Annotated in this window: 18 protein-coding genes; 11 read left to right on the forward strand and 7 right to left on the reverse strand. The window is 46.6% G+C overall.

Annotation, left to right across the window (positions count from 1 at the left end; genetic code table 11):
* Positions 1-583: 583 nt before the first annotated feature.
* The 5 genes from psaA to QT994_RS10855 all read left to right on the forward strand — a co-directional run bounded on the left by psaA (position 584) and on the right by QT994_RS10855 (position 7,282).
* Positions 584-2,878 carry a photosystem I core protein PsaA gene (gene psaA / locus QT994_RS10835; protein ID WP_333044014.1) on the forward strand — a complete coding sequence of 765 codons (2,295 nt, stop codon included), beginning with the start codon at positions 584-586 and terminating at the stop codon, positions 2,876-2,878.
* A gap of 110 nt (positions 2,879-2,988) precedes the next feature.
* On the forward strand, positions 2,989-5,217 hold the full coding sequence (psaB, locus tag QT994_RS10840; RefSeq protein ID WP_333174313.1) for a photosystem I core protein PsaB: 2,229 nt from the start codon (positions 2,989-2,991) through the stop codon (positions 5,215-5,217).
* A 168-nt stretch (positions 5,218-5,385) separates the two neighbouring features.
* The gene (locus tag QT994_RS10845; RefSeq protein ID WP_333174315.1) at positions 5,386-5,916 is read left to right on the forward strand and encodes a GxxExxY protein; all 531 of its coding nucleotides are present in this window, start codon (positions 5,386-5,388) and stop codon (positions 5,914-5,916) included.
* Between the two features lie 9 nt (positions 5,917-5,925).
* Positions 5,926-6,744 carry a ParA family protein gene (locus tag QT994_RS10850; protein WP_333174475.1) on the forward strand — a complete coding sequence of 273 codons (819 nt, stop codon included), beginning with the start codon at positions 5,926-5,928 and terminating at the stop codon, positions 6,742-6,744.
* 1 nt (position 6,745) lies between these two features.
* On the forward strand, positions 6,746-7,282 hold the full coding sequence (locus QT994_RS10855; protein WP_333174319.1) for a hypothetical protein: 537 nt from the start codon (positions 6,746-6,748) through the stop codon (positions 7,280-7,282).
* Positions 7,283-7,361: 79 nt separating this feature from the next.
* Here the strand turns inward: QT994_RS10855 and QT994_RS10860 are convergent, their stop codons facing one another.
* Positions 7,362-7,556, reverse strand: a complete 195-nt coding sequence (locus tag QT994_RS10860; RefSeq protein ID WP_333174320.1) for a hypothetical protein — start codon at positions 7,554-7,556, stop codon at positions 7,362-7,364.
* Between the two features lie 370 nt (positions 7,557-7,926).
* Between QT994_RS10860 and QT994_RS10865 the strand changes: the two genes are divergently transcribed.
* Together QT994_RS10865 and QT994_RS10870 are read left to right on the forward strand one after the other, a co-directional pair.
* Positions 7,927-8,466: a group 1 truncated hemoglobin gene (locus QT994_RS10865; protein ID WP_333174323.1), complete on the forward strand. Its 540-nt coding sequence runs from the start codon at positions 7,927-7,929 to the stop codon at positions 8,464-8,466.
* A gap of 1 nt (position 8,467) precedes the next feature.
* Positions 8,468-8,809 carry a hypothetical protein gene (locus QT994_RS10870; RefSeq protein WP_333174325.1) on the forward strand — a complete coding sequence of 114 codons (342 nt, stop codon included), beginning with the start codon at positions 8,468-8,470 and terminating at the stop codon, positions 8,807-8,809.
* 108 nt (positions 8,810-8,917) lie between these two features.
* Here the strand turns inward: QT994_RS10870 and QT994_RS10875 are convergent, their stop codons facing one another.
* The 3 genes from QT994_RS10875 to QT994_RS10885 all read right to left on the reverse strand — a co-directional run bounded on the left by QT994_RS10875 (position 8,918) and on the right by QT994_RS10885 (position 9,855).
* Positions 8,918-9,112, reverse strand: coding sequence for a hypothetical protein (locus tag QT994_RS10875; RefSeq protein ID WP_333174328.1), 195 nt, complete (start codon positions 9,110-9,112; stop codon positions 8,918-8,920).
* A 230-nt stretch (positions 9,113-9,342) separates the two neighbouring features.
* Positions 9,343-9,555 carry a helix-turn-helix domain-containing protein gene (locus QT994_RS10880; protein ID WP_006631308.1) on the reverse strand — a complete coding sequence of 71 codons (213 nt, stop codon included), beginning with the start codon at positions 9,553-9,555 and terminating at the stop codon, positions 9,343-9,345.
* Positions 9,556-9,642: 87 nt separating this feature from the next.
* The gene (locus QT994_RS10885; RefSeq protein WP_006631306.1) at positions 9,643-9,855 is read right to left on the reverse strand and encodes a helix-turn-helix domain-containing protein; all 213 of its coding nucleotides are present in this window, start codon (positions 9,853-9,855) and stop codon (positions 9,643-9,645) included.
* Between the two features lie 128 nt (positions 9,856-9,983).
* Here QT994_RS10885 and QT994_RS10890 point away from each other — a divergent pair, with 128 nt between their 5' ends.
* The 4 genes from QT994_RS10890 to QT994_RS10905 all read left to right on the forward strand — a co-directional run bounded on the left by QT994_RS10890 (position 9,984) and on the right by QT994_RS10905 (position 11,336).
* Positions 9,984-10,454: a hypothetical protein gene (locus tag QT994_RS10890; RefSeq protein ID WP_333174331.1), complete on the forward strand. Its 471-nt coding sequence runs from the start codon at positions 9,984-9,986 to the stop codon at positions 10,452-10,454.
* A gap of 83 nt (positions 10,455-10,537) precedes the next feature.
* The gene (locus tag QT994_RS10895) at positions 10,538-10,777 is read left to right on the forward strand and encodes a hypothetical protein (RefSeq protein WP_333174333.1); all 240 of its coding nucleotides are present in this window, start codon (positions 10,538-10,540) and stop codon (positions 10,775-10,777) included.
* A complete protein-coding gene (locus tag QT994_RS10900) occupies positions 10,774-11,037 on the forward strand; it encodes a type II toxin-antitoxin system RelE/ParE family toxin (protein WP_333174335.1) in 264 nt (87 codons plus the stop codon). The genes QT994_RS10895 and QT994_RS10900 overlap by 4 nt, the downstream gene beginning before the upstream one ends.
* An 80-nt stretch (positions 11,038-11,117) precedes the next feature.
* Positions 11,118-11,336 carry a type II toxin-antitoxin system HicB family antitoxin gene (locus QT994_RS10905; RefSeq protein WP_333174338.1) on the forward strand — a complete coding sequence of 73 codons (219 nt, stop codon included), beginning with the start codon at positions 11,118-11,120 and terminating at the stop codon, positions 11,334-11,336.
* On the opposite strand, the gene QT994_RS10910 is transcribed toward QT994_RS10905, so the two are convergent.
* The 3 genes from QT994_RS10910 to QT994_RS10920 all read right to left on the reverse strand — a co-directional run bounded on the left by QT994_RS10910 (position 11,333) and on the right by QT994_RS10920 (position 14,890).
* Positions 11,333-11,539 (reverse strand): hypothetical protein, encoded by a 207-nt coding sequence (locus QT994_RS10910; RefSeq protein ID WP_333044023.1) that lies wholly within the window; start codon positions 11,537-11,539, stop codon positions 11,333-11,335. The genes QT994_RS10905 and QT994_RS10910 overlap by 4 nt on opposite strands.
* A 279-nt stretch (positions 11,540-11,818) precedes the next feature.
* Positions 11,819-13,141: a CO2 hydration protein gene (locus QT994_RS10915; RefSeq protein ID WP_333174340.1), complete on the reverse strand. Its 1,323-nt coding sequence runs from the start codon at positions 13,139-13,141 to the stop codon at positions 11,819-11,821.
* Between the two features lie 198 nt (positions 13,142-13,339).
* Positions 13,340-14,890 (reverse strand): NADH-quinone oxidoreductase subunit M, encoded by a 1,551-nt coding sequence (locus QT994_RS10920; protein ID WP_333174341.1) that lies wholly within the window; start codon positions 14,888-14,890, stop codon positions 13,340-13,342.
* Between the last annotated feature and the right edge of the window lie 232 nt (positions 14,891-15,122).

Raw genomic sequence — 15,122 nt, forward strand, 5'->3', positions numbered from 1 at the left:
TTTGGGAATTGCCGATCGGGAATTCGCCATGCCCGTCTGAATCGGATGGAGGCAGCAGCGGGCAACCCATCCTCTCGGACTCATAACTCCCGCCGCCGTTTTCCCAAACATCTGTCTACAAATCACTATTCCTCCATTACCTTATCTTTGAGTTTTGTAAAGTTAATGGCAGTACCTCTTGACTTTTTCGAGGGACTGTGGAATTTAAAGGCGTTATTACATCAAGAATTGAGCCTTTTTTAAGTATTGTTAACAAGCGATTAATACTCCTCTAGCAAGCTTATAATTCATAAAACTCCCTCAAAAGGAGCAGTCGCATCAAGTCTGAATCAAGGACGCGATCGACCGCTCATCTGGTGAGAAGAGTTGGCAGTACCCCGTCACATTGTTAGCGACACTGGGAAACTGGCTTCTTCAAAGAAGCAAAATGCTTGGGGAGACGATGCACCGGGGTCTAGCTCTGCAAAGAGTAAAGTCCATTACAGTGTCGGCTTTCCTGAGAATCCCCCGCCTAATCAAGCGCGGGGAGTGTCCGGTACATTATTCAGTTCTCGTTCCTTGTCTTACCGAGAGGAGAGTCTTCATGACCATTAGTCCTCCAGAGCGAGAGGTAAAAGCTAGGGTAGTAGTCGATAAAAATCCGGTTCCAACTTCCTTCGAGAAGTGGTCAAAACCCGGTCATTTTGATCGCACTCTAGCTAAGGGGCCAAAAACCACCACTTGGATTTGGAACCTCCACGCTAACGCTCACGACTTCGACAGTCATACAAGTGATTTAGAAGACGTTTCGCGCAAAATCTTTAGCGCTCACTTCGGCCACTTGGCAGTAATCTTCGTCTGGTTGAGTGGCGCATATTTCCACGGCGCTAAATTTTCCAATTACGAAGCTTGGCTGACAAATCCTACAGCCATCAAGCCCAGCGCTCAAGTGGTCTGGCCGATTTTTGGTCAAGAAATTTTAAATGCAGATGTAGGCGGCGGCTTTCACGGGATTCAGATCACCTCTGGTCTGTTCCAACTGTGGCGCGCCAACGGCATCACTAACTCATACCAGCTATATTGCACTGCGATCGGCGCCCTGGTAATGGCAGCTTTGATGCTGTTTGCCGGTTGGTTCCACTATCACGTCCGCGCTCCGAAACTGGAATGGTTCCAGAACGTGGAATCGATGATGAACCACCACTTGGCAGTGTTGTTGGGCTGCGGCTGCTTGGGCTACGCGGGACAGCAGATTCACGTTTCGCTGCCGATCAATGCTTGCATGGACGCGATCGATGCAGGTTCACCGCTGACAGTCGGCGGCAAGCTGATCAAAACAGTTGCTGACATCCCTCTGCCGCACGAGTGGATTTTGACACCGGGCTTGATGGCTGACATCTACCCGAGTTTCGCTAAAGGTTTAACCCCCTTCTTCACCCTCAACTGGGGCGCATACACAGACTTCCTGACCTTCAAAGGCGGTCTGAACCCGACCACAGGCGGTTTGTGGCTGAGTGATACAGCACACCACCACTTAGCTTTGGCAGTGCTGTTCATCGTTGCTGGTCATATGTACCGCACGAACTGGGGCATTGGCCACAGCATGAAAGAAATCCTAGAGAACCACAAAGGCCCCTTCACTGGTGAAGGTCACAAAGGTCTCTACGAAATCCTGACTACTTCTTGGCACGCGCAACTGTCCATTAACTTGGCACTGATGGGCTCTCTGAGCATCATCGTGGCTCAGCATATGTACGCGATGCCTCCCTACCCCTACATCGCGACCGACTACCCGACTCAGTTGTCCATCTTCACCCACCACATGTGGATCGGCGGATTCCTGATTGTTGGAGCAGCCGCTCACGGAGCAATCTTCATGGTTCGGGACTACGAACCGAGCGGTAACGTCAACAACCTGCTCGATCGCGTGATCCGTCATAGAGATGCGATCATTTCCCACCTGAACTGGGTTTGTATATTCTTGGGCTTCCACAGCTTCGGTTTGTACGTTCACAACGACACGATGCGGGCTTTCGGTCGTCCTCAAGATTTGTTCTCGGATACCGGGATTCAGTTGCGTCCGATATTTGCCCAGTGGGTGCAAAACATCCACGCCTTAGCTCCTGGCACAACGGCGCCTAATGCAACGGAAATCGTCAGCCACGCTTTTGGCGGCGGTGCAGTAGTAGTCGCCGGCAAAGTAGCGATGATGCCGATCGAGTTGGGTACGGCGGATTTCATGATCCACCACATCCACGCTTTCACCATTCACGTTACAGTCCTGATTCTCTTGAAGGGCGTGTTGTTTGCACGCAGTTCTCGCTTGATTCCTGACAAAGGCAACTTGGGCTTCCGGTTCCCTTGCGACGGCCCAGGCCGTGGCGGTACCTGCCAAGTTTCGGGTTGGGATCACGTGTTCCTCGGCTTGTTCTGGATGTACAACTGCATCTCGATCGTGATTTTCCACTTTAGCTGGAAAATGCAGTCGGACGTGTGGGGAACAGTATCGCCAGACGGCACAATTTCTCACATCACCGGCGGCAACTTCGCACAAAGTGCGATCACGATTAACGGCTGGCTGCGGGACTTCCTGTGGGCGCAAGCTTCTCAGGTTATTCAGTCCTACGGTTCGGCACTGTCGGCCTACGGTCTGATGTTCTTAGCTGGACACTTCGTTTTCGCCTTCAGCTTGATGTTCCTGTTCAGCGGCCGCGGCTACTGGCAAGAACTGATTGAGTCCATTGTTTGGGCTCACAACAAGCTCAAGGTCGGTCCCTCCATTCAGCCTCGCGCTCTGAGCATTATTCAGGGTCGGGCTGTGGGTGTAGCTCACTACCTCCTAGGAGGAATTGTCACTACGTGGGCATTTTTCCTAGCGCGAATCATTTCGGTAGGGTAAACTACCCCTAGGTTTTGGATTCTGGATTTGGGAAGAATCTCAAACCCGGAATCCAAACTCAGAACCGAATCCCTTCAACTTTGTTCAGGATTCAGGATTAATCAAGGCTTATGGCAACGAAATTTCCAAAATTTAGCCAAGACCTTGCCCAAGACCCGACCACACGGCGGATCTGGTACGGGATTGCCACAGCACACGACTTTGAAAGCCACGATGGCATGACGGAAGAAAATCTTTACCAAAAGATTTTTGCTTCTCACTTCGGCCACATAGCAATCATTTTCTTGTGGACTTCGGGCAGCCTGTTCCACGTAGCATGGCAAGGTAACTTTGAACAGTGGATTAAAGACCCCCTAAACGTCCGCCCGATCGCTCACGCGATTTGGGACCCGCAATTCGGCGCTCCTGCAGTAGAAGCTTTCACTCAAGGGGGCGCTTCTAACCCGGTGGATATCTCTTACTCCGGTGTCTACCATTGGTGGTTCACCCAAGGGATTCGGACAAACGCCGACCTGTATCAAGGAGCTATCTTCTTGCTACTTCTGGCCGCTGTCTTCCTGTTCGCAGGTTGGTTGCACCTCCAACCCAAGTACCGCCCCAGCTTGTCTTGGTTCAAAAATGCTGAATCTCGCCTCAACCACCACTTGGCTGGTTTGTTCGGTGTCAGCTCTTTGGCTTGGACTGGTCACATGGTTCACGTTGCTATCCCCGAATCTCGCGGACAGCACGTAGGTTGGGACAACTTCTTGTCTACCCCGCCTCACCCGGCCGGTTTGGCTCCGTTCTTCAGTGGTAACTGGGGCGTATACGCCGAGAATCCAGATGCAGCGAACCATGTCTTCGGTACTTCCGAAGGCGCAGGAACCGCAATTCTGACTTTCTTGGGCGGCTTCCACCCTCAAACAGAATCCCTGTGGCTGACAGACATCGCTCACCACCACTTGGCGATCGCAGTTCTGTTTATCGTTGCCGGTCATATGTACCGGACTAACTTCGGTATCGGTCACAGCATCAAAGAGATGTTGGATTCTAAGGCTGGTTTGGTCGGCGGTAAGAGTGAAGGGCAGTTCAACTTGCCTCACCAAGGCTTGTACGAAACCTACAACAACTCGCTGCACTTCCAACTGGCATTTCACCTCGCTGCTTTGGGCGTAATTACCTCCTTGGTAGCACAGCATATGTACGCGATGCCTCCCTACGCTTTTATAGGTAAGGACTTCACGACTCAGGCTGCGCTTTACACCCACCACCAGTACATTGCTGGATTCATCATGGTCGGCGCTTTCGCCCACGGAGCTATCTTCTTGGTGCGGGACTACGATCCTGAAGCAAATAAAGGCAACGTGCTCGATCGCGTGTTGCAGCACAAAGAAGCGATTATCTCTCACTTGAGCTGGGTGTCGCTGTTCTTGGGCTTCCACACTCTCGGCTTGTACGTTCACAATGACGTTGTAGTGGCTTTTGGTACTCCTGAAAAGCAAATCTTGATTGAACCAGTGTTCGCACAGTTCATCCAAGCTGCTCACGGAAAAGCTCTCTACGGCATGGACGTGCTGTTGTCTAACCCTGACAGCATTGCTTCTACCGCTTGGCCCAACTACGGCAACGTATGGCTCCCAGGCTGGTTGGATGCGATTAACAGCGGTACTAATTCTCTGTTCTTGGCGATCGGACCTGGCGATTTCTTGGTTCACCACGCGATCGCACTAGGCTTGCACACCACCACCTTGATCTTGGTCAAGGGAGCTCTCGACGCTCGTGGTACTAAGCTGATGCCGGACAAGAAAGACTTCGGTTATGCTTTCCCCTGCGACGGCCCCGGCCGTGGCGGTACTTGCGATGTCTCTGCTTGGGACTCTTTCTTCCTGGCGATGTTCTGGATGCTGAACACCCTAGGTTGGGTAACGTTCTACTGGCACTGGAAGCACCTAGGCATCTGGCAAGGTAACGTGGCTCAGTTCAATGAGTCTTCTACCTACCTGATGGGCTGGTTCCGCGATTACCTCTGGCTGTATTCTTCTCAGTTGATCAACGGTTACAACCCGTATGGTACTAACAACTTGTCAGTCTGGGCTTGGATGTTCTTATTCGGACACCTTGTGTGGGCAACTGGTTTCATGTTCCTGATCTCTTGGAGAGGTTACTGGCAAGAGTTGATCGAGACTTTGGTTTGGGCTCACGAGCGCACTCCTTTGGCTAACTTGGTTCGCTGGAAAGACAAGCCTGTTGCTTTGTCGATCATCCAAGGTCGTGTTGTTGGTCTGGCTCACTTTACTGTGGGATACATCCTCACTTACGCGGCTTTTGTAATTGCCTCGACGGCCGGGAAATTCGGGTAACTCTGAACTCTGGTTTCTAGGTAATTAAATGAAATCCCCTGCCTTCTGGCGGGGGATTTTTTTAGGTATTTTGGTTGATGGAAGCTGTTAATCAGGAATCTGAGGGCGATCGCCCTGTCCTCTAAACCTCATTTTGGGTAATAATAGAGAAAAGCCTGAGTCTTCAACATGGTTCAACTGTCTTCTGACTGGAATAATGAGGCTTATGTGTCTCTGCATCTGGTTCAGACAATGCTAGAGATGGCGGGTTTGCCTCGCAAGAGCAGTTATTCTCACTGGATTCCAGAGTTTAAGGTTAAAGTACCTAAACTGACTGCCCATAGTCAGTTAGTTTGGACTCAAAAAGAGGTTGATTTCTTAGTAGAAGACTTGAGTCGGTATATTAACTTTCTGGTTGAAATTAAGACGGCTAAAACTAGACTTGATGCGGCAGCTCGCATTCAGTTACAAACGTATCTCAAATACTCTAATACAAGATTTGGGATACTGATCGATCCGTTTTTAGTGGAGATTTACGAATATACACAAGGGCTCGCAACTCTAAAGTGTAAGCAGAATATAGAAAACCCAGAACAAGTTCAACCAGTAGCAAATTTCGTTAGAAATTTTTTGGATACAGTTAAAATGCGTACAATTGCAATTTACACAGCTAAGGGTGGAGTTGGCAAAACCACTTTAGTTGTTAACATCGCTTATTAATTAGCCAAAATAGGTAATAGAGTTTTAGTTGTTGACTTGGATGAGCAAGCCAATGCTAGTCTATCTTTGGGAGTTAATAAAGCTGATGAGTTAGATAAGGCTACAACTTTGAAAGAGTTCGTGCAAATCTTAGATTCTTTGAAGGAACGAAAAGAATTGATAAATTTTCTCAAAGAATACGATCAACCTGGATTTAAACCTAATGAATATATTCAACCTTCAGCTTTGAATAAAATATTAAGCCTCCATAATCAGGCCAACGGTAAAATAGATGTTCTCCCAAGCAGCTACCAAACAACCGATAGTAGCATCTTAAGTTTGGGTTTATATTGCAATAAAAAGCTCGATAATGCCCTGAGAAAAACGGGTTTATCAAAAGAATATGATTATGTAATTATTGATACCCCACCTAGCTTGACTGCTGTTAGTCAGAACGGTCTCCTTGCTGCTCAGTATATTATTATACCTTCGCAAATGGAGTATTTCTCAGTATATGCAATTAGGAGACCCATAAAAAATGCAGAAGAGATTCACGACGATACCAACGGTAAGAGAGGAAATATCTTAGGAATAATTCCTATGATGGTTGAAAATGTCAATCTACACACTACTATAAAATCTTTAGTTTCTAAGGTATTTAAAGATATCCCTCTTCTTCCAGAGATAAAGCGAGCTACCGCTGTTGGTCAAGCTTCTCATGAGCGCAAACCTCTTTCTTTATTTGCTGAGCAGAATAAAGGAGCGAGTAGTGTAGCAACACAATTTTCAAATTTGACAAAACAAATCGTCACGCAAATAGATCACTTAGAAAGGAATAGCAGTAAGTAACATGGTCAACTTTTACAAAAAAATTGAGAGCCAACCTTCTTTTGTAGTCTTAAATCAGATAGAAATTGCTAGAGAAAATTCAGGCACTTCAACCTCAATCATCAAAAAAGTTTCGCAATCTCTAACAGATTGGAACTTTAACCTATCTCTGCCGATTGTTTGTCTCACCGATGAAGAAGATCACTACCATTTGTTAACGGGTTTACCCATCTATGAAGCAGCTAAGGCAGCTAATCTAGTCAGGCTGTGGGTGTTTGTGATTGCAGCCAAACAACCAGAAGCAGAAAAGGCTATTGAACAAGCTGTTTTGCAGTCAAAGCTGAACGAAAGAGTTGTTGAGCCTCAAGACGTTACAGATTTCTTGGATTTTATTAACAATCCAAAATCTGACCTTACCTCAATCCCTGGAGTTAAAGATGGATACGCAAAGCTGATCCGCGATAAGCGTGTTTACAGTTCTCTGGAAGATATGCAAAAAAAACTAGGTGCTAAGCGGGGCTTAAATTGGCTAAGAGCATACAAGCCATCAAAAAGTTAAGCTCGCCAGTTATTGAAGTTTTGAGAAGCGCGATCGCCCCGAACCTCACTTCACCAAAATGGCGATCGCCCTCAACCTCTCAAATCTCGCCATTCACCTGCATTTGATGCACCTTGTCGGCTAATTCTTGCAGGCGCTTTTCGTCCAACTCCTCAATCGCCAGCATCCCGACATAGAAAATTTCCTTCAGCGTTAGTCGGGTTGCTAGCGCCTTTTTCTGCACAATATCCTTGATAATGTGGCTGACTCCAATGGCGGTACTTGCTCTGGTCACAAAACTAACCGGAGATTAACAACTTCGATTAAATCTTAGGACTTTTAACCTGAGTTTTTAGCTGCGATGCAACTTGTTTAACCGCGTTTGGACAAGAAGCAACACAATGTGAAGTCAATCAATCAGCAAAGGCTGACTTATCTAAGAAATATTACAAAATCTACCGTAAGATGATTTGATGGTAAAGTTATGAATTGATGTAGAAAGCGATCACTCTTTACCCTCGCATCTTTACGATCGCACAGAGCGAAAGACTAAGTTTAGTTCTGCTTATACTTCGGTTGTCGGCTTCTTAAGCCTATGTATCTCTAAATCACTTAGTGCTGAAGATTCAATTAACCATATTACCATCACAATTGGAGATTTTTCAATGAAACTCAGTAAATCTTTGGCAATGTTGTTGACATTAATTTGTATGACAGTCATAGTTGTGACTACTTTCAGATTAAGCCCTAGTTTCGCTCGTTCTACGCCGGTGACGCCAGCACAAGAATCAGCAGAAAAAGTAACTACAGATCTGATTGCACAAGTTCCCGGAGGAAATTCTCTATACACTAGGCTAGGAGGCTACAACGCGATCGCAAAAGTCATTGATGATTCAGCAACTTTCATATTCGCTGACCCAGTAATTGGTAAATACTTTATTGGCTTGGGCACCAACTCACAACAGAGGCTGCGTCAGTTGTTAGTGGATCAATTCTGCCAAGCGGCAGGGGGGCCTTGTGTTTATACAGGGCGGACTATGAAGCTTTCCCATAGTGGAATGGATGGAGGTCTCTCGAACAATGAATTTAACGCTTTTGCTAATGATGTGTCCCAAGCTCTCGATAAAAATAGCGTCAATCAATCAGAGAAAGCCGAAGTCCTGGCATTTGTTAATAGTCTCAGAAGCAAGATTGTCGAAAAGTAATATGAAACGCTCGAATCTCGTCCTGCTTTCGGTGGTATTTCTCCTACTGTCAGGAATGGTAATGGCCGACGCAGCCCGTGCAAAACCGTCAGAGCCAACCACCGAGATGAAAGTTCCAGTATCCCCAATGCCGAGGCAGTCTTCTGAGCGCTTTTCCATGCCTGCTCTTTTTGCTCCACCCCAAGCTCAATCCAACGATCGACCTTTTTGTTTTTATCAGCGCTCCGATAGCACGATAGTTGATTTAAGCAGACTTTGTGGGGCTAAGAGCACCGAAACAGGTATCAATACTAGATGGGAGAACGCTCCTGTTGATGAGAAGAAGACCCCCATTTATTGGTAGAAAAATGAGAATTTGTTTTAGTAGACGAATTCCATAGGAACCCCCTTGCCTTACTTGACCCGAAGTACGCGCGGCGTAACTATCCCGTAGGGAATCGCCCTCATCCCCTCAAATTTCACCATTCACCTGCATCTGATGCACCTTGTCAGCCAACTCTTGCAAGCGCTTTTCGTCCAACTCCTCAATCGCCAGCATCCCGACATAGATAATTTCCTTCAGCGTTAGTCGGGTTGCTAGCGCCTTTTTCTGCACAATTTCCTTGATGAGGGGACTCACCCCGATGGCGGTACTGGCTCTAGTCATCCAATTTTAGATTTTAGATTTTAGATTTTAGATTTTAGATTGATCCCACAGATGAATCCCAGGCCCCGAACCAAATTGCTTGATTGTCACAAAGGTAACGGGAGATTAACAACTTTGACTAAATCTTAGCACCTTTAAGCTGAGCTTTTAGCTGCGATGCAAAATGCTTAAGCGCGTCTTGACACGACGTAACGCAACGTTTATAGTGGAAATGTGGAAAGGTCGATCGCCTACTCCTCAATAATCTCAACCAAGTCCTCAATCATCACATCAAATGCCCGCGCTAACTTGTACAGGGCGGTAAAGTCAACCATTGATATTTCTGAACGACGAGCATAGCTAGTTATGGTGCTATAGATCACGCCCGATCGCTCAGCCACCTCCTTGAATGTCCAGCCCCTCTCGGCCGCTAACTCTCGCACTTTTACTCTGACTAAACCCATGCTTGACAAATAATGCAGTTGCGTTTTAAGATAATTGCATCTGAAAAAGCGATCGCCCCCGGGCGTAGAAAACTCAAGGTCGATCGACTATTCCTCCAAAACCTCAACCAAATCCTCAATCATCACATCAAAAGTCCGAGCTAATTTCAGCAGCAAAGTAAAGTCAACTGTTGTTAGCCCTGGACAGCGAGCATAATGCTTGACCGTGTTGTATACCACCCCAGAACGTTCTGAAACTTCCTTGAATGTCCAGCCTTTCTCTGCTGCTAGTTCTCTGACTTTAATTCTTACTAAACCCATGCTTGACAATGGGTGCTATAACACCTTAGAATAAATTCATCTAAAAAGCCGATCGCCCCCGGTCTAGACAACTAAAGGGCGATCGTTTTCAAAACTTAAATAGACAGTTACTAGCTGTCTGACTTACTATGATAGCATTATCCCAGCTAAAATCAAGCACTTTCGCCTGCTCCAAAATAATTCACCAATCTCCCATCCTGCATCCGCTGGCGAGATTTGTCACAGAAGAAACAGTTGCACTCCTGTTCAATATATCCGCAGACGAGATTTATCGCATCGAATGCTGCCGCTACATGGTTTACGTTCACGCCAAAGGCATTAGTCGCTTTGTCAGCTACGCCGATTTTCCGCCGATTGTCGGAGTAAATGCGATCGCACCTCAAGATTTTGGCAGATGGTACAAACGCTGGAAAAGCAAGCAAGCACCAGCATTTTGGATGAAATTCTATACGTACAAGTTCAAAAAAGCTGTTTCTGTTGACAGCTTGCTGGAGTGGGGCCAATTGGTAGCTACTGTTAAATCGGCAATTTCTGGGGCGGCGCTGCAACAGCTACGAGATGTCTATGCCAAAGAAAAAGATTTGATGGAGAAATTTTAAACTGCGATCGCCCCGACGAGCAATTTCGAGAATGGGTACAGGCACAATTAAAAATGTAAAACTAAATAGGGAGAAAAGTTTGAATGGCTGAGAATACCGTGAAAGTAGACATCTCATTTCAATCATTGCTAGAAGCAATTTCGTCACTGGAAATTGCTGAAAAACAGAAGCTTTGGGAACTGTTGGAAGCTGAATTATTCCCGGATGACGAAGATTCTCCAGAAGATATTGCTGAAATTGAGGCCGCCCGTGCTGATTACAAAGCCGGTGAATACACCACGTTCCACCAATACACGACTCAACGGGCAAGAAAGTCAACATGACTTATACAATCATTATACCCAAAGCTGTGCAAAAGCAGCTAGATGCCTTGCCTGATGATGTTTACGAGCGTATCGCTGTCAAAGTCCAGCAACTTGCGGAAAACCCGCGCCCAGATGGAGTGGTTAAACTGAAAGGTTCTGAAAATGAATACCGTATTCGCATCGGTGATTATCGCCTTCGATATGAAATTGAAGATGAAGAGCTCAGGATTCTGCTGTTGCAATGCAAACATCGGCAGGAAGTTTACAGAGGAGGTTGACTCCTCACCCACTATCTCACCCATTCCAAGCAGTTGGCAATATTGTTAGCCGAACTCGACGAATTAAAGGAGGAAGATTCATGAATCGATACAGTATGATCGTCCAATGGTCTGACGAGGATGAACTTTTCCTCGTGACGATTCCAGAGTTTGCCGATCGCGTTGTCATGCCCTGTACCCACGGCCAAACCCGCGAAGAAGCCATCCGACATGGCGAAGAAGTGCTCGAAATGTATCTAGAAGCTTGGCAGGAAGAAGGTGAACCCATCCCCGCACCTAGCATTCTTCAAATCGCCTAGAAAACCTCATCCTCGATTCCCAGCCACCATTCCCCCAGATTCATTAAATCTTTGTGAATGTCCGTAAGTTCTGTCATATACTCTTCAGCAGAAATCTCCGATCGCCTTTCTTGCAATTTTTTGAGTCGCAGTTGCACCAACAGCCAAGGTTTGGAAATCCCGTCCTTTGCTTCGATATATTTGGCTAGATCGTTGCTGTCCATAGTTATTGGTTATTTGTTATTGGTTATATCATTTCCGGTTGTATCGGAAATGATATAACCGCAGAGAACGCAGGGAAATTAGAGGAAAAGAAGAGAGAGAGATGAATAATTACGATGCCAACTGGCTTAATATTATAGGACTTTTGAAACGGTTTAAAAAAGCTCTGATTTTTCCCAGTCGGTTTCAACCGACTCGCAGCTTTGAGCCAGGGGTTTCAACCCCTGGCGGACTAACGGACTGGCGGAATTTTCAGGTAAGATGTCTCCCGCAAACATCCTTTACCTATAATCGGAAGTCTGAATGTTCTTCAACTTCGCAGCATATTTCATGCCGTATTCCGGGCGACAGAAGCGATCGATCTGAGACTCAAAGAAAGCTCGATTTGCCTTCAAATGCTTTGGATTAGGGTCATCTAAAGGATACAAAAGAGCAGTCCGCAAAGCTTGAATCACCGCCGAAGTAACGCAGTACATCGATCGCTGAAATGTCACCCCAATTTGATTGAGGATATCATCTTCGCCGCGACAGCGCTGTTTGTAGAAATCCATCAAATAAGGTGGCAGGAAATGCAGCATATCTTGTGCTAGCAAAGTCGGCGGAATCCCCGCCGTACCTACCGGGAATTTGTCTGCATACAAAACTCCGAAGTGGAAGTCTTTTTGGTCGTCAGGAACTTCCTTAGCTTGAGCGTTGTAAGATTTGGTGCCTCGGAATGGCGAAGTGCGGTAAAATACAGCTTCCACGTAAGGTAACGCTGCTTCATAAAGCCAAGTGAAACCTTTAGATTTCGGGATGATTTCGTAGGTTTCGCCGTCGATGTAAACGTGGTGGTAAATCGGGCGTCCGGCGATCGCAAATATGCCATTTACTATGAAATCCATCGCCTGCGGGACTGTGGTAATTTTCCCTTCGTCGTACAAGTCGGAAACCTCAAAAAACACCGGGGCCATGACTTCCCAGAATAAACCGAGATTGCTGTAATAAGACATTTGGCGGCACTGTTCTAAAAACATTTCTGGAAATGCTTTGTGCAGTGCCAGCATGAACGGGTCTTTTTTGAAGTAAGCTTTAATTGCCCGATCGGCATTAGCCTTATATTCGTCACTGTCCAAATAAGGATCGAATTGATTGGTCGGCACGTACAAGCCCCGGTGCCAAAGCATTGCCCTCATGCACTCTTCGGCAAATTCCATGTTAATGCGATCGTGCCACAAATGGTGAAACAGCCGCGGCATTTTCCCAGTTTCACCCTTCTCCATGAACTCCAAAAGTTCCGGGTGAACACTTCCAGTCCCGCACCAGATCCGCAAATCTGCACCGTCGCCTGCATAGTGATTTTGTAAATCTAAATACTCTTGAGGTAAAAAGTATTTAAAGAAAGGAAGCGGGTGTAAAAATACCCGTTCGGCGATGTAAAGCAAATCCCGCCAGTAGAAATCCATCGGCACTGCGTAAGCTTTCCAAATAGCGATGATTTGCATCAGATTTTCAGGCGTATCTGGAATCATCGCGCCGCCAGCTTCCAGCCTGTGAATTACTTCGGCAAATTCGTGTTTGGAAGGAGGTAGTTTAGTTGCTGGTTTACTAGGAGTTTGTACCATTGTTTCTTCCTTGGATTGAGTGAAATTTAAGATTTATCTACTTCCAGGCTCTGTCTATTGGTGAGAACTTAACGTAAAACCGATAGTCCAGAAGTCCGGCAGGGGTTTCAACGCCTGCCTCAAAGCTAAAGTCCTCGTATGAGGACTAGAAAACTTATTAGTCCTCATAGCGAGGACTTTCGCTATTAGACAGGGAATTCATTCCCTGGCGGACTTCGTTTGTGTAGACGCGATTTCAATCGCCGAGTGTTCTAGGGGATAGCTAATAGCAACTTGGGTATTTCTGTCCGCCGGCAGAGTAGCAACGATCGCATTTGTAGTAGATTCGCTCCACTTGAGCAGCCAAGCAGGTTGAATTCCCAACACAAAAATGATGCCCGCCAAAACCAGCGCCGGCATATTTTCAGCAAACGTAACTGGAGGGTAGTAAGCCGTGGCATTGTCCAACTTGCCAAAACAGGTGCGGTTGAGCAGAATTACAAAGTAAACTGCTGTTAACCCGGAGGCTAAAATGCAGATTAAAGTTGGAATTGGAAAGATTGAAAAACTCCCCTGAAATACTAAAAATTCGGCGATAAAACCCACTAAACCGGGAATTCCGGCGCTTGCCATGCCGCCCAAAACTAACAGGGAACTGGCAGTGGGTAAACCCCGCATCGGGTTCATCAAACCGTTGAGCACGTCCAAATCCCGCGTGCCAACTTTGGTTTCGATGATGCCTACCAAATAAAACAGCAAAGCTAAAATTAAGCCGTGGCTTACCATTTGCCCCACAGCGCCGATTAATGCCAGCTTGGTACCTGCGGCGCAGGCAACGAGGATGTAGCCCATATGCCCGATCGAACTATAGGCTACCATGCGCTTGATGTCTTTTTGGGCGATCGCGCTCAAAGCCCCGTACATCACGCTCACCGTCCCGATAATCGCTAAACCGGGAGCTATAATCGACCAAGTTTCGGGAAACATCTGCAACCCAAACCGCACTAAACCGTAAGTTCCCAACTTAGCCAGAATCCCTCCCAGCAAAATGGCTGTTGCTGGCGAAGCTTCGACGTAAGCATCCGGTAGCCAAGTGTGCAGGGGCACCAACGGAATTTTAATTCCCAACCCAATTAGCAGAATTGTTAGCAGGATTAATTGCGTTCTCAATGGCAATTCTTGAGTGGTAATCGCACTGTAATCGAAATTTAAAGAACCGCTCAGCCAAGCCACACCCAAAAATGCTGCCAGCACTAAAAGTCCCGAAACTGCCGTGTAGATCAAAAACTTCATGGCAGCGTATTCCCGCTGCTTTCCGCCCCAAATCGCAATCAACAGGTAAAAAGGAATTAATTCTACTTCGTAAAACAGTACAAACAGCAGCAAATTTTGAGACATCAAAGCTCCGGCAATACCAGCATTGATTAGCAAAATCAATGCGTAGTAAAGCTGGGAGCGCTCCATATTTTCCCCAGTGCCGTAAATGACTAATAGCGTCAGCAAAGCACTTAAAACCAGCAGTGGCAAGGACAAGCCGTCAATACCCAAGTTGTAGCTCAAACCTAATTGTGGAATCCAAGGCAAATATTCTTGAAATTGCAGTCCCGAATTGGCTGTATCGAATTGAGTCAACAGCCAGATATTCACAATGAAAATAGCAGAAGCAAAAGCCGAGGCTATGGAACGCAGGCGCATCCCATTGATATTTCCGGGCAGGAACCCGACTACCGCAGCGCCCAACGCGGGCAACCAGAGCAAGGCACTAAGCATAATGTGTCAAGAGTAAAGAGTAAAGAGTAAAGAATCAATTTTTCTGGTTTTTGTGTGTGATAATTTCCGTCCTGGACGCAAAGGACACAGGTGGTAAGGTGCGTCCGAGCCCCAAGCCCTCGCTAATCCGTCTATAACTCAGTATGACGCACCCTACAAGTCGATCGTCCTATGCCTGGGGCTTTGATCCTGAATTTGAGAGTTTAGATGTTAACTTTTCTCAAATTATCAC

Origin of the sequence: Microcoleus sp. S13_B4 (assembly GCF_036700885.1) — a bacterium.
Taxonomy (GTDB): domain Bacteria; phylum Cyanobacteriota; class Cyanobacteriia; order Cyanobacteriales; family Microcoleaceae; genus Microcoleus.